Consider the following 16,726-nt stretch of genomic DNA (forward strand, 5'->3'; position numbering starts at 1 on the left):
CTTACTCCTCGCCGCAGCTGGGGTCGACGCGGTGGCGGCCGGCGATGGTGGCGAAATACAGGTCTTCCAGGTCGCCGATGGCTTCCTCGAAACCGTCGCCCGGATCGTCATCGCTGTAGACATGGATCAGGGTACGGCCCGACAGCAGCCGGGTCGATATCACGGCGTGGCGCTGCTGGAAGCTGGCCAGCTCCTTCTTGTCGACAAAGCGCGCCCAGATCTTGCAGCTGACATCATCGATCAATTCCTGCGTCTTGCCGCACAACAGCACATGGCCCTTGTTGATGATGGCCATGTTGGCGCACAGGTCGGCCACGTCGGACACGATATGGGTCGATAAAATGACGGTCTTGTCTTCGCCGATGTCCGACAACAGGTTGTGGAAGCGCACCCGTTCCTGCGGATCGAGGCCGGCCGTCGGTTCGTCGACGATGATCAGCTTCGGGTCGCCCAGCAGCGCCTGGGCGATGCCGAAGCGCTGGCGCATGCCGCCCGAAAACGTGCCCAGGCGCTGGTGGCGCACATCGAACAGATTGGTTTGCTGCAGCAGGCCGTCGACCACTTCGCGCCGGCGCGTGCGCTGCGACAGGCCCTTTAAATTGGCGAAGTGATCCAGCAGTTCGTAGGCCGTCACTTTCGGATACAGGCCGAAGTCCTGCGGCAGATAGCCGAGCATGCGGCGGATCTCGTCCTTGTCGTCGAGCACGTCGTAGTCGCCGAAGAAGACCGAGCCGGAATCGCACTCCTGCAAGGTGGCCAGGGTGCGCATCAAGGTCGACTTGCCGGCGCCGTTGGGGCCCAGCAAACCGAACATGCCGGGTGGGATCGCCAGCGAAATATCGTCCAGCGCCACGACACCGTTGGCGTAGGTCTTCGACAAGTGACGAATCTGCAATTCCATACAATTCCTTGCTCATGCTGTTAGACGTGCGGCACCCGGCGCCTGGCAGGCGGTCCGGGGCTTTTCCATGATGGCATTGTATTGAATAAAAGACGTGCTGGGCAGTTGCTTGCGATATACGGTATTTTCGCGTGCCCAGAGTGCAATTGGCGGGGTGGAACGGCGGCGCGGCCGTGCCGGCGCGCGCCGCCCGTGAGGATCAGTTGCGGAACAGCACCGCTTCGCGCTTGAACCACCAGCGGCACAGCAGCAGCAGGGCGCCGGCAATCACCGTGGTCGAGGCCAGGATCACGCCGAACATGCTGTAATCCATGGTGCCCTTGACCAGCTCCTTCATGGCCAGCGAGACATTGGTCAACGGCACCATCGCCCACAGCCAGTTCAGTTCCACGCCCGGCAGCATGGCCACCACGATAGGCAAAATGGTCAGCAGCATCAGCGGCGTGATCATGCCGGCCGCTTCCTTGTAGCTCTTGGCGTAGATCGAGATCGACAGCAGCAGCGAGGCGAAGATGGCAGCCGTCGGCACCAGCATCAGGGTCACCATCGCCAGGTCGGGCAAGGTAATGCTGCGCACCATGACGGCCAGGTTGCCTTCCAGCGAGTTGCCGAAGCCCAGCAGCAGGGCGGCCATGCTGCCCACCATCAGCACGGCCGAGGTCATGCCGACCGTAAACAAGACCAGGAACTTGGCCAGCACGATGGCGCCGCGCGGCACCGGTGCCAGCAGCAAGGTTTCCAAGGTGCCCCGTTCCTTTTCGCCGGCGCCCATGTCGATGGCCGGATACATGGCGGCCGTCAGGCACACCATCAGCAGCAGGTAAGGCAGCATGCCGCCGATGATCGCGCCCATCTGTTCGCGCTGGTCGGCGGTGGATTTTTTCTCCAGCAGCACCGGTGCCAGGGCAAACGCCAGTTGTTCGGCATTCAGGTTCAGGGCCGACAGCGACTCCTGGCGCAAGCTGGTGTTGTAGCCGTCGATCACCTCGCGCACGCGCTGCTGCGTCACGTCGACCGTGCTGGCGCTGTTGTAGTGCAAGGTGATGCTCGCTTGCCGCTGCTGCTGCAAGGCGGCATCAAACTGCGGCGGTATCACCACCGCGAACTTGATGCGTTCGTCCGCGATGGCCTGGCGGATCTCGCTTTCATCGGTCAACGGCACCAGGCGCAAATTGGTTTGCTGGCCAAAACGCGCGCTCAGTGCCGGTGCGTGCTGCTGGCCGAACAGGGCGTAGCGCAGCTCGGCCGACTTGGCGTTCTTGAACATATTGCTCGATACATAAGCGAAGCCGCCAAAGATCAGCGGCATGGCGAAGATCGGAATCAGGATGGTGAAGATCAGGGTCTTGCGGTCACGCGTGAGTTCCAGCAATTCCTTCAAATAAATGGTCCACATGCGTTCAAGCTCCCCGGTTGATGACGCCGACAAAGGCGTCGTACAGATCCGCACTGCCGCCCAGGTGGCGCAACTCGTCCACCGTGCCATTGAAGGCGGTCGTGCCATGGTTGATGATGCAGACGCGGTCGCACAGCTTTTCCACCTCGTGCAAATGGTGGGTGGAAAAGATCAGCGGCACGCGCAGCGCCTTGTAGCTGGCGATAAAGTCCAGCAGGATCTTGGCCGACATCACGTCCAGGCCGGTGGTCGGCTCGTCGAGGATCACCACCTGCGGCGCATGCACGACCGTGCGCGCGATCGCGCATTTCTGCTTCATGCCGGTCGACAGCTGGTCGGCGCGCTTGTTGCCGTAATGTTCCATCTGCAGCAGGGCGAACAGTTCATCGCAGCGCTGCTTGAGCTTGTCGGCCGGCATGCCGTGCAGGCGGCCGAAGTATTCGACGTTTTCGCGTGCCGTCAGGCGGCCATACAAGCCGGTCGAACCGGACAGGAAGCCGATGCTCTGGCGCGCCACCAGCGGTTGCTGCAAGACATCGATGCCATTGACGAGGGCGCTGCCCGCGTCCGCCTGCAGGGCGGTCGACAACAGGCGCAAGGTGGTGGTCTTGCCGGCGCCGTTCGGTCCCAGCAAACCCAGCACTTCACCGGGTGCGCAGCTGAAACTGACATCGCGCACGGCGTGAAACCAGCCGTCGTGGTCGCGCGGATCGGGAGCCGACGTGGTTTTGTCTTTCTGTGGCGGCATGCGAAAACGCTTGGCCAGGTGCTTTACCTCTATCATGGGCACATCCATTCTGGGTGGGGGCTTCAGGGTAGCATGCAAAAAAAGTAACTTGCAAGAAGGAAATAGAGAATCGCTATTGAAAAAGGCCGCATCTTCATGCAAGCTGCGCCGATGGGCGCTGCGTGACGGTGCAGGGGGAATGCAATGAGAAACATAGACGAGGCGATGCAGCAGAAAGTGCTGGCCGTGGCGCGCGCCGGCATGACCAGCGCGGAAGCCATCGGCTTCTTTCGCGTCAGCCTTGGACTGTATTACCTGGCCGGCCTGATGACGCAGGAAGAGCTCGATTTCAAGAAGATCGATGCCAAATACAATCGTTTCATTTACCACACGCTCGGTGGTGGCCACAGTATTGCCAGCGTATTGCAATTCATGAGCGGTGAAAAAGTGCTGCGCGTGCTCGAGTCGCCGCGTTTCCTGGCCGCCTTCGCCACCCATTGCCCCGATGTTCCCATCGACAGCATGTTTTTCCTGATTTCCCTGAACCTGGGCGTGGCGAAAAGCCTGTCGGGCCTGGACGCCGTCGGTCCCGTGGTGGACTGGATCGAAAAGGAAAAAGCGCGCACAGGTCAAGCAAGCCAATAAAGCCCGGTCCGCCTGTGGGCCGCACCGGGACGCCTGGCCGTGATCGTCCTATAATCATGTTTTCCCCTAGACATGAGTTCCGTGACGATGACCGCACACCGCTACTTCAATCCCCTGGATCGCCTGATTGTCGATGCCGACAAGGCCTTGCGCGTGATCGCCGGCGTGGCTTCCGCTACACGCCCGACGCCGGCCGCGCAATCGCCCGACGCCACCCTGAGCGCGGCCGAGCAGCGCCACAGCGCAGGCTTGATGCGGGTCAATCACGTGGGGGAAGTGTGCGCGCAAGCCTTGTACAATTCGCAGGCGCGCCACGCGCACAGCCCGGCGGTACGCGAACAGTTCGACGAAGCGGGCCGCGAAGAGGAAGACCACCTGGCCTGGACGGCGCAGCGCGTGCGTGAACTCGGTTCGCGCCTGAGCCTGCTGAACCCGCTGTGGTATGCGGGCTCGTTCGCGCTCGGCACGCTGGCCGCGCGCATGGGCGACGGCCAGAGCCTGGGGTTTGTGGTGGAAACGGAAAAGCAGGTGGAAGCCCACCTGGAAAGCCATCTGGGCGAGTTGCCGCCGCAGGACGCCAAGTCGCGCGCCATCGTGCGCCAGATGCAGCTCGACGAGATCGAGCACGGCGCCGCCGCCCAGCGCCTGGGCGCCACCGACACCCCGGCGCCGGTCAAGGCGCTGATGGGGGTGATGGGCAAAGTCATGACCAAGACCGCGTATTACGTCTGATGGGCACCTGAGAAAAAGTCCATGGCTGCGTTGCACTGCCTCGCCGTACTATTCGTACTGTCTTCGGCAATGCGCCTTGCCCTGAACATTTTTCAGGCGCCCGACACGCCTTGGCAGATCACTCTTCGATGATTTCGAACGAGTGGGTAATTTCGGCCGTCTTTGCCAGCATGATCGATGCCGAGCAATACTTGTCGTGCGACAGCGCCACGGCGCGTTCCACGGCGGTCGGTTTCAGCGACTTGCCGCGCACGGTGAAGTGGAAGTGGATCTTGGTAAACACTTTCGGATCGGTCTCGGCGCGGTCGGCCTTGAGCGTCACTTCGCAGCCACTGACGGCTTCGCGGCCCCGTTTCAGGATCAGCACCACGTCATAGGCGGTGCAGCCGCCCGTACCCAATAACACCATTTCCATCGGCCGCGGCGCCAGGTTGTGGCCGCCGCCGTCCGGTGCGCCATCCATCGTCACCAGGTGGCCGGAGCCGGTTTCGGCCCGAAAACTCATGCCCGACGGGCCATTCCAGCTAACTTTGCATTCCATCGTACTTCTCCGAAAATTGTAGGCGTTTTGTATTGTAATAGAGGAATGACTGTCCATGTTTGGCCGGCCGAGGCGCAACCGGCCGTGATTGCGGCGTTGATTGTCGCTTGACCGGGCAGGGCAAAGCCGCTTATACTTGTCGGCTTTCCGTTCGCTCAGGAAAAGTAAATAAGGCAGAGTCCGCGCATTTACCAGGCGGAACCACCATTTGAGCGTGTAATCTATTAGGAAGTCAACATGAAAACATTTTCCGCTAAAGGACATGAAGTCCAGCGCGATTGGTTCGTGGTTGACGCGACGGACAAAGTCCTCGGACGTGTTGCCAGCGAAGTGGCACTCCGACTGCGCGGCAAACACAAACCAGAATTTACTCCTCACGTCGATACCGGCGACTTTATCGTCGTCATCAACGCAGGCAAACTGCGTGTGACCGGTACCAAAGCTACTGAGAAAATTTACTACCGTCACTCTGGCTATCCAGGCGGCATCTACGAAACCAACTTCCAGAAAATGCAACAGCGTTTTCCAGGTCGCGCGCTTGAGAAAGCGGTCAAAGGCATGCTGCCTAAAGGCCCACTCGGCTACGCAATGATCAAGAAGCTGAAAGTGTACGCGGAAGGTTCCCATCCGCACGCAGCTCAGCAACCTAAAGCACTTGTTCTCTAAGGAACTGACATGATCGGTAATTACAATTATGGAACCGGCCGTCGCAAGAGTGCAGTGGCTCGCGTTTTTATCAAAGTTGGCACAGGCTTGATCGTTGTTAACGGCAAACCAGCAAACGAATACTTCTCGCGCGAAACCGGTCTGATGGTTATCCGTCAACCACTGGAGCTGACCGGCAATGTCGAGCGTTTCGACATCAAAGTCAACGTCCATGGCGGCGGTGAATCGGGCCAGGCTGGTGCAGTTCGTCACGGCATCACCCGCGCTCTGATCGACTACGATGCAGCGTTGAAACCGGAACTGGCAAAAGCCGGCTTCGTGACCCGCGATGCACGTGAAGTCGAGCGTAAAAAAGTTGGTCTGCGCAAAGCACGTCGCGCAAAACAATTCTCGAAGCGTTAATTTCTACGCTACAGCGTCTTCGGGCGCTGTCTCAAAAGCCGCCGGCCTTCAAGCTGGCGGCTTTTTGCATTTCTGCGTGCTGCGCCATTGCGCTGTAAAATACGCGCAAAACCGCGCAGGCTTGCGGTATCTCCCCTGATTTATCTTATTTTATTTACTCAAGGAAAAAACATGATCAAAGTTGGCATCGTCGGCGGCACTGGCTACACTGGCGTGGAATTGCTGCGCCTGCTGGCAACCCATCCGGACGTCGAGTTGACGGCGATTACCTCGCGCAAGGAAGATGGCTTGCCGGTCGCCGACATGTATCCTTCCCTGCGTGGCCACGTGAAACTGGCGTTTTCCTCGCCCGACAAGGCCAACCTCGAACAATGCGACGTGGTGTTCTTCGCCACCCCGCACGGCGTGGCGATGGCGCAAGCACCAGCGCTGCTGGCCGCCGGCGTGAAAGTGATCGACCTCGCCGCCGACTTCCGCCTGAAGGACCAGGCCAAGTTCGAGCAGTGGTACAAGATCCCGCATACGGCGCCCGAGCTGATAGCCCAGGCCGTGTATGGCTTGCCGGAACTGAACCGCGAAGACATCAAGCAGGCCACGCTGATCGCCAATCCCGGTTGCTACCCGACCACCATGCAGCTGGGCTTTTATCCACTGCTGAAAGCCGGCCTGGTCAATGCCGGCAGCCTGATCGCCGACTGCAAGTCGGGCGTGTCGGGCGCCGGCCGCAAAGCCGAGATCGGCATCCTGTTCTCGGAAAGCAGCGACAGCTTCAAGGCCTATGGCGTGGCCGGTCACCGCCACCTGCCGGAAACCACCGCCCAGCTGCAGCGCTTTACGGATGACAAAGTGGCGCTGACGTTTACGCCGCACCTGGTGCCGATGATACGCGGCATGCATTCGACCCTGTATGCGCAGCTGAACAAGGATGTCAGCAATGAAGAGCTGCAAGCCTTGTTTGAAGAGCAATACAAGGATGAGGCATTTGTCGACGTGATGCCGTTCGGCTCGCATCCGGAAACCCGTTCCACGCGCGGCTCGAACATGCTGCGCCTGGCGCTGCACCGTCCTGAAGGCGGCAATACCGTGATCGTGCTGGTGGTGCAGGATAACCTGGTCAAGGGTGCATCGGGCCAGGCCGTGCAATGCATGAATCTGATGTTTGGCCTGAAGGAAACGGCTGGCCTGCAGCATATCGCGCTGCTGCCGTAAGCCTTGCGGGGCACGCCCCCGGACTGTGAGCAATAACAACGCTGTGGCCGTTGAAAAAAGGGCGGCCACAGCGCGACTTGCGCCAACAGTCTATAATGAACGCATGTTTTCTGAGGAGTATGAAATGAATGCTGTCGCCGAAATGCAAGATGTGATCCCATCGCCTATCATCTTTACCGATAGCGCCGCTGAAAAAGTCGCGCAGCTGATCGAGGAAGAAGGCAATCCCGACCTGAAATTGCGCGTGTTCGTGCAGGGTGGCGGTTGCTCCGGCTTCCAGTACGGCTTCACCTTCGACGAAATCGTCAATGAAGATGACACCACCATGGTCAAGAACGGCGTCCAGCTGTTGATCGATTCCATGAGCTACCAGTACCTGGTGGGCGCGGAAATCGACTACAAGGATGACCTGGAAGGCGCGCAGTTCGTGATCAAGAATCCGACAGCCACCTCGACCTGCGGTTGCGGTTCCTCGTTCTCGGTATAAAGTAGTTTCGCCGGAATGAAAAAATAGCGGATCATCGATCCGCTATTTGTGTTTGTGCTGCCGTTCAATGCGGATACAAGGCACCCAGTACCCGTAAGCCCCTGGCTCCCGTCACCGCCGGCAGATTGCCCGGTTTCCTCTGTGTAAAACGCCAGGCCAGCCAGGCAAATGCCAGCGCCTCGACCTGGTTCGGCGCTACGCCCAGCGCCTGCGTCGATGTCACCGCCACGCCCGGCAATTCTTTTGCCAGCGCCGCCATCAGGCTGGCGTTATACGCGCCACCGCCACACACATAGACCGTATCGGCCTGTGCGCCGTCGCGCAAGATCGCCTGCGCCAGGCTGGCGGCCGTCAATTGCGTCAGGGTCGCCTGCACGTCTGCCGGCTTTTCGTTCGGGAAGGCAGCAAGCTTGCCGGCCAGCCAGTCGGCATGAAACAGGTCGCGGCCCGTGCTTTTCGGCGCCAGCAAAGCAAAATACGGCTCATTCAACAACTCCGACAGCAGGGCGGGGATGACCTTGCCGCTGGCGGCCCAGGCGCCGTCCGCGTCATAGGGCTGGCCCTGGTGGTGCAAGATCCAGCCATCCATCAGGGCGTTGCCCGGTCCGCTATCGTAGCCGGTCACCGTGCCGTCGGCCTGCAGCACGCTGATATTGCTGATGCCGCCGATATTGGCCACCACCCGCGTCTGGCCCGGCGCATTGAACAGCGCCTGGTGAAACGCGGGCACCAGGGGCGCGCCCTGGCCGCCGGCGGCCACGTCGCGGCTGCGCAGGTCGGCGATGACGTCGATGCCGGACAGCTCGGCCAGCAGGGCGGGATTGTTCAGCTGGCGCGTAAAACCCAGTTCGGGGCGGTGGCGGATGGTCTGGCCATGCGCGCCGATGGCGGCCACGGCATCCGGGCCGATGCCGGCCTGGGCCAGCAGGCTGCCGACGCAATCGGCGTAGTGGCGCACCAGCGCGTTGGCGGCCAGCGCCTCGCGTTCGATTTCATTGTGGCCGGGCGCTTGCAGGGACATCAGGTCGGCGCGCAGGCTGGCGGGAAACGCCACATAGGCGTCACCCAGGCTGCGCACGCCATCCTGCGAGAAGTCGACCAGGGCGCCGTCGACGCCATCGAGGCTGGTGCCGGACATCAGACCGATATACAACATGCTGTTTTCCTGTCTTGAGTGAGTGCCTGAATAAAACAAAGGCACCGGCCATCGGAATGGGCGGTGCCTTTGCCTGTTGCCCGAAGGCATGCGGTGCTTAACGCGAAGCGAGCGCCGTATCGGCAGGACGCAACAGGGTGAAGCGGTGCATCATGTCGGCCGACACCATGCGGAAGCGCGACAGTTCGGCGGCCGTCAGCGGCGCCTGTGCTTGCACGTTCAGCTTGCTTGGGTCTTGCGCCACGCCGCCCACGCGGAATTCGTAGTGCAGGTGGGCGCCGGTCGACCAGCCGGTGGTGCCGACGTAGCCGATGACATCGCCCTGGCTGACTTTCTGGCCTTTTTTCAGGCCCGAAGCGAAGCGGCTCATGTGCGCATAGGCGGTGCTGTAGTTGGCCCAGTGCTTCAAGACCACCACATTGCCGTAGCCGTTTTGCGAACCGACCGTATCGACCACGCCGTCGCCCGAAGCGCGGATCGGGGTGCCGGTGGCGGCCGCGAAATCGATGCCTTTATGGGCTTTCCAGTTGCCGGAAATCGGGTGCACGCGCATCGAGAAACCGGACGAGATACGGGAGAATTCGAGTGGGGATTTGAGGAAGGCTTTTTTGAGGGACTTGCCGTCGAAGCTGTAGTAACCGCCGCCTTGCTTGCTGGCCGGGTCTTCGAACCACACGGACTGGAACGTCTTGCCGCGGTTGGTGAATTCACCGGCCAGGATGCGTCCCGCTCGGACAAATTCGCCGTCTTGCCAGAAGGTTTCATAGACCACGTTGAACGAGTCGCCGCGTTTCACGTCGGAACGGAAGTCGATATTGGTCGAGAACATTTCAACGATCTGCTTGGAGATCGCGTCTGGCAGGCGGGTGCCGTCCAGGCTGGAATCGGTGGCGGCAAACAGGGTCGAGGTGATCTTGCGTGCGTGCATTTCCACGCGGCGTTCCAGCTGCGCGGCCACTTCCGTGGCAACGAACTTGTCGCCCTTGCGGGTGATCAGGATATTCCTGGCCGAGGTGCCGGTGTCATCAACGAGAGTGGCGCGCAGCCAGTTCAGTTCGCCGTTTTCGGACGTTTGCGCTTGCACGCGCTTGCCCGTTTTCAGCATCATCACGCGGCGCGCGACCTTGTCGGTCTTGATGAAGTTGCTGGCCACCGCATCATCGACGCCGAGGCGTATCAGCATGGCGGACAGCGTATCGCCCGGACGGACCTTTTCTTCGTGGGTGAAGTTCTGGTCTACCTGTTCCAGCGCGGTGATTTGCGAGGACAGATCAGGCATTTCCAGGTTTTCCGCGATCGAACGGACCGGCAGGTCCGACGCATCGGGCGCCATCGGAGAGACCGCCACAGCGCCAAAAGCGACCACGGTCAGCAGCACTGCGGACGCGCCGACGATGCGTGCTTTGCGAGTGGTCGCGAGCTGGGTGTACAAGCGTGAGCCTGTGATTTTATGTATAGGGTTCATGCAATCAGTTAAAATCTGCCCTTGAACGATTCGTGAACTGCTACTCTTTTTTATTGTTATTTTGGTTCGTTTTCATACGGCAAGATTGATGGGATCGGGCATTATACCAAACTCTGCAAACCTACTACCATTTTGAGATCTACAGCAAAAATTTATGGAAATCAACACCACCGCATCGCCTGCCAAGGCTAACGCAGCTCAGACGCCGCTCGTGCTGTCGGACAGAGTACAAGAAGCCCTCGCGATTACCAAGCGTGGCGTCGACGAACTCTTGATCGAAAGCGAATTTGCGCAAAAATTAGCGCGCTCCGAACAAACCGGTGTGCCGCTGCGCATCAAACTGGGCCTGGACCCGACCGCACCGGACTTGCACCTGGGCCATACCGTCGTGCTGAACAAGATGCGCCAGTTGCAAAACCTCGGTCATCAAGTCATTTTCCTGATCGGCGATTTCACTTCCATGATCGGCGACCCGTCGGGCCGCAACGTCACGCGCCCGCCGCTGACGAAAGAACAGATCGAGATTAACGCGATGACGTATTTCGCGCAAGCATCTTTAGTGCTCGACGCCAGCAAAACCGAAATTCGCTATAACTCCGAATGGTGCGATCCGCTGGGCGCGCGCGGCATCATCCAGCTCGCTTCGCACTACACGGTGGCGCGCATGATCGAGCGCGACGATTTCACGAAACGCTTCCAGGGCGGCGTGCCGATTTCCGTGCATGAATTCCTGTACCCGCTGATGCAGGGCTACGATTCGGTGGCCTTGAAATCGGATCTGGAACTGGGCGGCACCGACCAGAAGTTCAACCTGCTGGTGGGCCGCGAACTGCAAAAGCAGTACGGCCAGGAACAGCAGTGCATCTTGACCATGCCGCTGCTGGAAGGTCTGGACGGCGTGGAAAAAATGTCCAAGTCGAAAAACAATTACATCGGCATCACGGAACCGGCCAACACCATGTTCGCCAAGCTGATGAGCATTTCCGACGTCATGATGTGGCGCTACTACGAGCTGCTGTCGTGGCGTTCGATCGCCGAACTGGCGCAACTGAAGAGCGAAGTCGAGGGCGGCCGCAATCCGCGCGACGCCAAGGTGGCCCTGGCGCAGGAGATCGTCGCCCGCTTCCACTCGCAGCAGGCGGCCGAGGAAGCGCTGGCCGATTTCGTCAACCGTTCGAAGGGCGGCATCCCGGACGATATTGCGGAAGTGACGCTGGCCGGCGCGCCGCTGGCGATCGCCCAGTTGCTCAAGCAAACGGGTCTGTGCCCATCGGTATCGGAAGCAACCCGCATGATCGACCAGGGCGGTGTGCGCATCGATGGCACCGTCATCAGCGACAAGGCCTTGAAAGTCGAGGCCGGTGTGTTCGTGTTGCAAGTGGGCAAGCGCAAATTTGCGCGCGTCACCCTGAGCGCATGATCGCGCTGCTGCAACGGGTGACCCGCGCCAGGGTGGAAGTCGATGGCGCCACCATCGGCGCCATCGACGCCGGCCTGATGGTGCTGGTGTGTGCCGAGCGCGGCGACACCGAGAAGGAGGCGGACGCCTTGCTGGCCAAGCTGCTGGGCTACCGCGTGTTCGCCGACGAGGCCGGCAAGATGAACCGCAGCGTGACCGATGTGGCCGGCGGCTTGCTGCTGGTGCCGCAGTTCACCCTGGCGGCCGATACCAAGTCCGGCACGCGTCCGTCGTTCACCCCGGCCGCCAGCCCGCAGGACGGTTTGCGCCTGTTCAGCCATTTCGTGGAGCAGGCGCGCAGCCGCCATGCCAGCGTGCAGACGGGGCAGTTCGGCGCCGACATGCAGGTGTCGCTGACGAATGACGGACCGGTCACGTTCTGGCTGCAAGTCGATCCGAAACCGCAGTAAGCGAGTAGATAAGGAGCAGCGATGAGATTGTGGAGCGACACCTTTCGTGACGGCGGCCTGCTGCCGGCCGGGTACGCGTTTGCCGAGATCGACCCGGTCAGCCGCGTGCGCCTGGCGGCCAACCACAATCCCCATCTGGCCTGGGATGAGGTGCCCAATGGCACCGAGTCGCTGGCCCTGTTCTGCATCGACGGCGACGCACCGCAGGACGCCAGCCTGGCCAACCGCGCCGGTCAAACGCTGCCGCTGGCCAGTGCGCGCGGCGATTTTTTTCACTGGAGCTTGCTCGACATTCCGCTGGCCATGCGCAGCATTGCTGCCGGCCAGTTCTCCAGCGCCGTGACGGCGCGTGGCAAGCCTGCCGCCAGCGGGCCCGGCCATCTGCGCCAGGGTCTCAACGACTACACCGGCTGGTTTGCCGGCGACCCCGACATGGCGGGCGACTATTACGGCTATGATGGCCCGTGTCCGCCGTGGAACGACGAGCGGCTGCACCATTATCTGTTCCGCCTGTACGCGCTCGACGTGCCGCGCCTGGCGCTGGCCGAGCGCTTTACGGGGCGCCAGGCGCTGGACGCCGTTTACGGCCATATCCTCGATGAGGCCCGGCTCGTCGTTGCCTACTCGCTCAATCCCGCGCTGGCACTTACTTTGAAGAAATAACGCATGAGCACCACGATACTATTGATACGCCATGGCGAAACGCCGTGGAACGCCGAGCGCCGCCTGCAGGGGCATATCGACATTCCCCTGAACGACGTTGGCCTGCGGCAAGCCGCGGCCGTGGGCCAGGCGCTGGCCGGCGAGCCGCTGGCCGCCGTCCTGGCCAGCGACTTGCAGCGCGCGCGCCAGACGGCGCAGGCCGTGGCCGATTTGCATGCGCTGCCGGTGCAGGCCGACCCGCTGCTGCGCGAGCGTTGCTATGGCGCGTTCGAAGGCTTGCTGTATGCCGATATCGCGGCGCAGTACCCGCACGAATATGCGCAATGGCAAGCGCGCCAGATCGACGCCGTGATGCCGTCCGGCGAGCGCCAGGCCGAGAGTTTCCGCCAGTTTTATGCGCGCGCCAATGCGGCCATCGCGCGCTGGGCCCGGCAATATGACGGCCAGACCATCGCCATCGTCGCCCACGGCGGCGTGCTCGAGTGCGCTTACCGCGAGGCGGTCGGCATGACGCTCGACAGCCCGCGCGATTTCCAGGTCAGGAATGCCAGCGTGAATCGTTTTTCCTATGCCGACGGCAAGTTGCATTTAGTGCACTGGGGAAACATCGAACACCTGGCGGCGCCCGCCATGGACGAGCTGGGCTAATGGCCACTTTCGCCGCCACCGGCGCACTGGCGCACTGGGCGTTAAAAAATAGTGCTTATTAATTAGGCAGGGAATCGGTTAAAATAGCAGGTTCCTCCGTCCATTCCAGGTTCTTCAGTGCAAATCGGCCCTTACATTCTGCGCAACAACGTTTTCGTCGCCCCCATGGCTGGCGTGACGGACCGGCCATTTCGCCAGTTGTGCAAACAGCTGGGCGCCGGCTATGCCGTCTCGGAAATGGCGGCCTCGAATCCGCGACTATGGGCGACCGAGAAAAGTTCGCGCCGTACCGATCACGCGGGCGAAATGGAGCCGAAAGCGGTGCAGATCGCGGGTGCCGACCCGCAGGACCTGGCCGATTGCGCCAGGTTCAATGTCGACCGCGGTGCGCAGATCATCGACATCAACATGGGGTGCCCGGTGAAAAAGGTGTGCAACAGCTGGTGCGGTTCGGCCCTGCTGCAAAACGAAAACCTGGTCGAAAAGATCCTGCACGCGGTGGTGAGCGCCGTCGACGTGCCCGTGACCCTGAAATTTCGTACCGGCTGGAACCGCGCAAACAAGAACGCCTTGCGCATCGCCCGCATCGCCGAGCAGGCCGGCATCCAGATGCTGACCTTGCACGGCCGCACGCGCGCCGACGGCTACAAGGGCGAGGCCGAGTATGAAACCATTGCCGCCGTGAAAGCGTCGGTCGCCATCCCGGTGGTGGCCAATGGCGACATCACCAGCCCGCAAAAGGCCCGCTACGTGCTGGACCAGACGGGGGCGGACGCCGTCATGATCGGCCGTGCGGCGCAGGGCCGGCCGTGGATCTGCCGCGAGATCGACCATTTTTTGCGTACCGGTACTTTATTGCCGGCGCCGTATGTGGACGAAGTGCGCAGCCTGATGGACGAGCATTTGCGCGCCCATTATGCGTTTTACGGCGAATTTCTCGGCGTGCGCACGGCGCGCAAGCATATCGGCTGGTACGTGAAAGACCTGGAAGGTGGCGAGGAGTTTCGCCAGCAAATGAATTTGCTGGAATCGACGGACGCGCAATTGCTGGCCGTCGACCAATTTTTCGAGTCGCAATGGAAGTTTGGCGAACGGTTACAATACCGCCTCTCCGAAGATAGCGACAGCGGCCTGATAGAAGTGGCCGCAGCAACATAAAGAACAAGGGTGGACTCGGTGTGCGTCTGATTTACGCGTTTGCGCGACAGTCATCCGTACACCCCATAGCGCCTTGATAAATCAATTAGCCGGTTGAAGCATAAAAAATGAGCAAAGAAAGCATACAGGAAGTCGTTCAGAAAAGTCTGGAAGATTATTTCAATGACCTGGGCGAGCAGCAAGCGTCGAATATCTATGACATGGTCGTGCTGACCGTCGAAAAGCCCATCCTGGAAGTCGTGATGACACGCGCCGATGGCAACCAGTCGCATGCCGCGCAAATGCTGGGCATTAACCGCAATACCTTGCGCAAGAAGTTGCAGGAGCACGGTTTGCTGTAATGCCGGCTCGCAAGTGACGCCAAGCTTTGAATCCGCCGCGGTCCGGTACTGACACCGGGCTGCGCATTCGCCAAGAACACTTAACCACCTAGCCACAGCCATGATCAAACAAGCTCTCCTTTCCGTTTCCGACAAGACCGGCGTCCTCGATTTCGCGCGCGCCCTGGCTGCCCTCGGCGTCAACCTGCTGTCGACCGGCGGTACCGCCAAATTGCTGGCCGATAACGGTGTGCCCGTCACGGAAGTGGCCGACTACACGGGTTTTCCCGAGATGCTCGATGGCCGCGTGAAGACCTTGCACCCGAAAGTGCATGGCGGCATCCTGGCGCGCCGTGATTTCCCCGAGCACATGTCCAAGCTGGTGGAACACGATATGCCGACCATCGACATGGTGGTGGTCAACCTGTACCCATTCCAGGGCACCGTGGCCAAGGCCGACTGCACCCTGGAAGACGCGATCGAGAACATCGACATCGGCGGCCCGACCATGCTGCGTTCGGCGGCCAAGAACCACAAGGACGTGATCGTCATTTGCGATCCGAGCGACTACGAGGTGGTGCTGGCCGAAATGCGCGCGGCCGACGGCAAGGCGGGCGAAGTGAGCTACGACACCAAGTTCATGCTGGCCAAAAAAGTGTTTGCGCATACGGCGCAATACGATGGCGCCATCACCAATTACCTGACCAGCCTGGGCCCGACCAAGGTGCACGCCGAGCGCGGCGCCTATCCGCAAACCCTGAACGTGGCGTTTGAAAAAGTGCAGGACATGCGCTACGGCGAAAACCCGCACCAGAGCGCCGCCTTCTACCGCGACCTGGTGGTCACCGACGGCGCACTGGCGAACTATCGCCAGCTGCAAGGCAAGGAATTGTCGTACAACAATATCGCCGATGCCGACGCGGCCTGGGAATGCGTGAAGAGCCTGGGCGGCTTCGAGCAAAGCGCCGCCTGTGTCATCGTGAAACACGCCAATCCATGCGGCGTGGCGCTGGGCGCGAACGCGGCCGAAGCGTATGCGCGCGCGCTGCAGACCGATCCGACCTCGGCGTTTGGCGGCATCATCGCCTTCAATACCGAACTGGACGGCGCCACCGCCGGCGAAATCGCCAAATTGTTCGTCGAAGTGCTGATCGCGCCATCGTTCTCCGCCGAAGCGAAACAGATTCTGTCGAGCAAGCAAAACGTGCGCATGCTGGAAATCCCGCTGGGTTCCGGCGTCAACGCGATGGACTTCAAGCGCGTCGGTGGCGGTCTGCTGGTGCAGTCGCCCGATGCGAAAAACGTCGCCATGGGCGACCTGCGCGTGGTGTCCAAGCTGAAACCGACGCCACAGCAGCTGGCCGACCTGATGTTCGCCTGGAAAGTGGCAAAATTCGTCAAATCGAACGCCATCGTCTTCTGCGGCAACAACATGACCCTGGGCGTGGGCGCAGGCCAGATGAGCCGTATCGACTCGGCCCGCATCGCCTCGATCAAGGCGCAGAATGCCGGCCTGTCGCTGGCCGGTTCGGTGGTGGCGTCGGATGCCTTCTTCCCGTTCCGCGACGGCCTCGACGTGGTGGTCGACGCGGGCGCGACCTGCGTGATCCATCCGGGTGGCTCGATGCGCGACCAGGAAGTGATCGATGCGGCCGATGAGCGCGGCGTGGTGATGCTGTACACGGGCACGCGTCATTTCCGTCATTGATATTTAGCCCAGCGGCACATGCTGGGTTTCGGT

Annotated in this window: 19 protein-coding genes; 13 read left to right on the top strand and 6 right to left on the bottom strand. The window is 61.0% G+C overall.

What is annotated here, in order from left to right; translation table 11 throughout:
• Position 1: 1 nt before the first annotated feature.
• The 3 genes from Q8L25_RS04985 to Q8L25_RS04995 form a co-directional block, all read right to left on the bottom strand.
• On the bottom strand, positions 2–901 hold the full coding sequence (locus tag Q8L25_RS04985) for an ABC transporter ATP-binding protein (RefSeq protein WP_308923826.1): 900 nt from the start codon (positions 899–901) through the stop codon (positions 2–4).
• A 199-nt stretch (positions 902–1,100) separates the two neighbouring features.
• Positions 1,101–2,297, bottom strand: coding sequence for an ABC transporter permease (locus Q8L25_RS04990; protein ID WP_308923827.1), 1,197 nt, complete (start codon positions 2,295–2,297; stop codon positions 1,101–1,103).
• Between the two features lie 4 nt (positions 2,298–2,301).
• Positions 2,302–3,081 (bottom strand): ATP-binding cassette domain-containing protein, encoded by a 780-nt coding sequence (locus Q8L25_RS04995; RefSeq protein WP_308923828.1) that lies wholly within the window; start codon positions 3,079–3,081, stop codon positions 2,302–2,304.
• 147 nt (positions 3,082–3,228) lie between these two features.
• Between Q8L25_RS04995 and Q8L25_RS05000 the strand changes: the two genes are divergently transcribed.
• Positions 3,229–3,669: a hypothetical protein gene (locus tag Q8L25_RS05000; protein WP_308923829.1), complete on the top strand. Its 441-nt coding sequence runs from the start codon at positions 3,229–3,231 to the stop codon at positions 3,667–3,669.
• 87 nt (positions 3,670–3,756) lie between these two features.
• Positions 3,757–4,401, top strand: coding sequence for a 2-polyprenyl-3-methyl-6-methoxy-1,4-benzoquinone monooxygenase (gene coq7, locus Q8L25_RS05005; RefSeq protein WP_308925652.1), 645 nt, complete (start codon positions 3,757–3,759; stop codon positions 4,399–4,401).
• Between the two features lie 118 nt (positions 4,402–4,519).
• Here coq7 and Q8L25_RS05010 read toward each other — a convergent pair whose 3' ends face one another.
• Positions 4,520–4,942, bottom strand: a complete 423-nt coding sequence (locus Q8L25_RS05010; RefSeq protein ID WP_131376562.1) for an OsmC family protein — start codon at positions 4,940–4,942, stop codon at positions 4,520–4,522.
• Between the two features lie 237 nt (positions 4,943–5,179).
• Between Q8L25_RS05010 and rplM the strand changes: the two genes are divergently transcribed.
• The 4 genes from rplM (at position 5,180) to erpA (ending at position 7,706) form a co-directional block, all read left to right on the top strand.
• Positions 5,180–5,608: a 50S ribosomal protein L13 gene (gene rplM, locus Q8L25_RS05015; RefSeq protein ID WP_010393282.1), complete on the top strand. Its 429-nt coding sequence runs from the start codon at positions 5,180–5,182 to the stop codon at positions 5,606–5,608.
• 9 nt (positions 5,609–5,617) lie between these two features.
• Entirely contained in the window at positions 5,618–6,010 is a 393-nt protein-coding gene (gene rpsI / locus Q8L25_RS05020) for a 30S ribosomal protein S9 (protein WP_010393285.1), read from the top strand.
• A gap of 171 nt (positions 6,011–6,181) precedes the next feature.
• Positions 6,182–7,219, top strand: coding sequence for an N-acetyl-gamma-glutamyl-phosphate reductase (argC, locus tag Q8L25_RS05025; RefSeq protein ID WP_308923830.1), 1,038 nt, complete (start codon positions 6,182–6,184; stop codon positions 7,217–7,219).
• Positions 7,220–7,343: 124 nt separating this feature from the next.
• On the top strand, positions 7,344–7,706 hold the full coding sequence (gene erpA, locus Q8L25_RS05030) for an iron-sulfur cluster insertion protein ErpA (protein ID WP_029496047.1): 363 nt from the start codon (positions 7,344–7,346) through the stop codon (positions 7,704–7,706).
• A gap of 64 nt (positions 7,707–7,770) precedes the next feature.
• Here the strand turns inward: erpA and Q8L25_RS05035 are convergent, their stop codons facing one another.
• Entirely contained in the window at positions 7,771–8,862 is a 1,092-nt protein-coding gene (locus tag Q8L25_RS05035) for an anhydro-N-acetylmuramic acid kinase (RefSeq protein WP_308923831.1), read from the bottom strand.
• Positions 8,863–8,959: 97 nt separating this feature from the next.
• Complete coding sequence (locus tag Q8L25_RS05040) at positions 8,960–10,327, bottom strand: M23 family metallopeptidase (protein WP_308923832.1); 1,368 nt, start codon at positions 10,325–10,327, stop codon at positions 8,960–8,962.
• 154 nt (positions 10,328–10,481) lie between these two features.
• Here Q8L25_RS05040 and tyrS point away from each other — a divergent pair, with 154 nt between their 5' ends.
• The 7 genes from tyrS to purH all read left to right on the top strand — a co-directional run bounded on the left by tyrS (position 10,482) and on the right by purH (position 16,693).
• The gene (tyrS, locus tag Q8L25_RS05045; protein ID WP_308923833.1) at positions 10,482–11,747 is read left to right on the top strand and encodes a tyrosine--tRNA ligase; all 1,266 of its coding nucleotides are present in this window, start codon (positions 10,482–10,484) and stop codon (positions 11,745–11,747) included.
• Positions 11,744–12,196 carry a D-aminoacyl-tRNA deacylase gene (gene dtd, locus Q8L25_RS05050; protein WP_308923834.1) on the top strand — a complete coding sequence of 151 codons (453 nt, stop codon included), beginning with the start codon at positions 11,744–11,746 and terminating at the stop codon, positions 12,194–12,196. The genes tyrS and dtd overlap by 4 nt, the downstream gene beginning before the upstream one ends.
• Before the next feature lie 21 nt (positions 12,197–12,217).
• Positions 12,218–12,859, top strand: coding sequence for a YbhB/YbcL family Raf kinase inhibitor-like protein (locus Q8L25_RS05055; protein ID WP_308923835.1), 642 nt, complete (start codon positions 12,218–12,220; stop codon positions 12,857–12,859).
• Positions 12,860–12,862: 3 nt separating this feature from the next.
• Entirely contained in the window at positions 12,863–13,507 is a 645-nt protein-coding gene (locus Q8L25_RS05060) for a histidine phosphatase family protein (RefSeq protein WP_308923836.1), read from the top strand.
• Between the two features lie 117 nt (positions 13,508–13,624).
• The gene (gene dusB / locus Q8L25_RS05065) at positions 13,625–14,665 is read left to right on the top strand and encodes a tRNA dihydrouridine synthase DusB (RefSeq protein ID WP_308923837.1); all 1,041 of its coding nucleotides are present in this window, start codon (positions 13,625–13,627) and stop codon (positions 14,663–14,665) included.
• 107 nt (positions 14,666–14,772) lie between these two features.
• The gene (locus Q8L25_RS05070) at positions 14,773–15,006 is read left to right on the top strand and encodes a helix-turn-helix domain-containing protein (RefSeq protein ID WP_008445162.1); all 234 of its coding nucleotides are present in this window, start codon (positions 14,773–14,775) and stop codon (positions 15,004–15,006) included.
• A gap of 100 nt (positions 15,007–15,106) precedes the next feature.
• Positions 15,107–16,693 (top strand): bifunctional phosphoribosylaminoimidazolecarboxamide formyltransferase/IMP cyclohydrolase, encoded by a 1,587-nt coding sequence (gene purH / locus Q8L25_RS05075; protein WP_308923838.1) that lies wholly within the window; start codon positions 15,107–15,109, stop codon positions 16,691–16,693.
• The last annotated feature ends 33 nt before the right edge of the window (positions 16,694–16,726 follow it).

It is taken from the genome of Janthinobacterium sp. J1-1, from assembly GCF_030944405.1.
Taxonomy (GTDB): Bacteria; Pseudomonadota; Gammaproteobacteria; order Burkholderiales; family Burkholderiaceae_D; genus Janthinobacterium.

What these genes read in the sequence shown, in the direction of transcription:
- Q8L25_RS04985 (WP_308923826.1), bottom strand. Translation starts at nt 901, where the DNA reads ATGGAATTGCAGATTCGTCACTTGTCGAAGACCTACGCCAACGGTGTC.
- Q8L25_RS04990 (WP_308923827.1), bottom strand. Translation starts at nt 2,297, where the DNA reads ATGTGGACCATTTATTTGAAGGAATTGCTGGAACTCACGCGTGACCGC.
- Q8L25_RS04995 (WP_308923828.1), bottom strand. Translation starts at nt 3,081, where the DNA reads ATGATAGAGGTAAAGCACCTGGCCAAGCGTTTTCGCATGCCGCCACAG.
- Q8L25_RS05000 (WP_308923829.1), top strand. Translation starts at nt 3,229, where the DNA reads ATGAGAAACATAGACGAGGCGATGCAGCAGAAAGTGCTGGCCGTGGCG.
- coq7 (WP_308925652.1), top strand. Translation starts at nt 3,757, where the DNA reads ATGACCGCACACCGCTACTTCAATCCCCTGGATCGCCTGATTGTCGAT.
- Q8L25_RS05010 (WP_131376562.1), bottom strand. Translation starts at nt 4,942, where the DNA reads ATGGAATGCAAAGTTAGCTGGAATGGCCCGTCGGGCATGAGTTTTCGG.
- rplM (WP_010393282.1), top strand. Translation starts at nt 5,180, where the DNA reads ATGAAAACATTTTCCGCTAAAGGACATGAAGTCCAGCGCGATTGGTTC.
- rpsI (WP_010393285.1), top strand. Translation starts at nt 5,618, where the DNA reads ATGATCGGTAATTACAATTATGGAACCGGCCGTCGCAAGAGTGCAGTG.
- argC (WP_308923830.1), top strand. Translation starts at nt 6,182, where the DNA reads ATGATCAAAGTTGGCATCGTCGGCGGCACTGGCTACACTGGCGTGGAA.
- erpA (WP_029496047.1), top strand. Translation starts at nt 7,344, where the DNA reads ATGAATGCTGTCGCCGAAATGCAAGATGTGATCCCATCGCCTATCATC.
- Q8L25_RS05035 (WP_308923831.1), bottom strand. Translation starts at nt 8,862, where the DNA reads ATGTTGTATATCGGTCTGATGTCCGGCACCAGCCTCGATGGCGTCGAC.
- Q8L25_RS05040 (WP_308923832.1), bottom strand. Translation starts at nt 10,327, where the DNA reads ATGAACCCTATACATAAAATCACAGGCTCACGCTTGTACACCCAGCTC.
- tyrS (WP_308923833.1), top strand. Translation starts at nt 10,482, where the DNA reads ATGGAAATCAACACCACCGCATCGCCTGCCAAGGCTAACGCAGCTCAG.
- dtd (WP_308923834.1), top strand. Translation starts at nt 11,744, where the DNA reads ATGATCGCGCTGCTGCAACGGGTGACCCGCGCCAGGGTGGAAGTCGAT.
- Q8L25_RS05055 (WP_308923835.1), top strand. Translation starts at nt 12,218, where the DNA reads ATGAGATTGTGGAGCGACACCTTTCGTGACGGCGGCCTGCTGCCGGCC.
- Q8L25_RS05060 (WP_308923836.1), top strand. Translation starts at nt 12,863, where the DNA reads ATGAGCACCACGATACTATTGATACGCCATGGCGAAACGCCGTGGAAC.
- Q8L25_RS05070 (WP_008445162.1), top strand. Translation starts at nt 14,773, where the DNA reads ATGAGCAAAGAAAGCATACAGGAAGTCGTTCAGAAAAGTCTGGAAGAT.
- purH (WP_308923838.1), top strand. Translation starts at nt 15,107, where the DNA reads ATGATCAAACAAGCTCTCCTTTCCGTTTCCGACAAGACCGGCGTCCTC.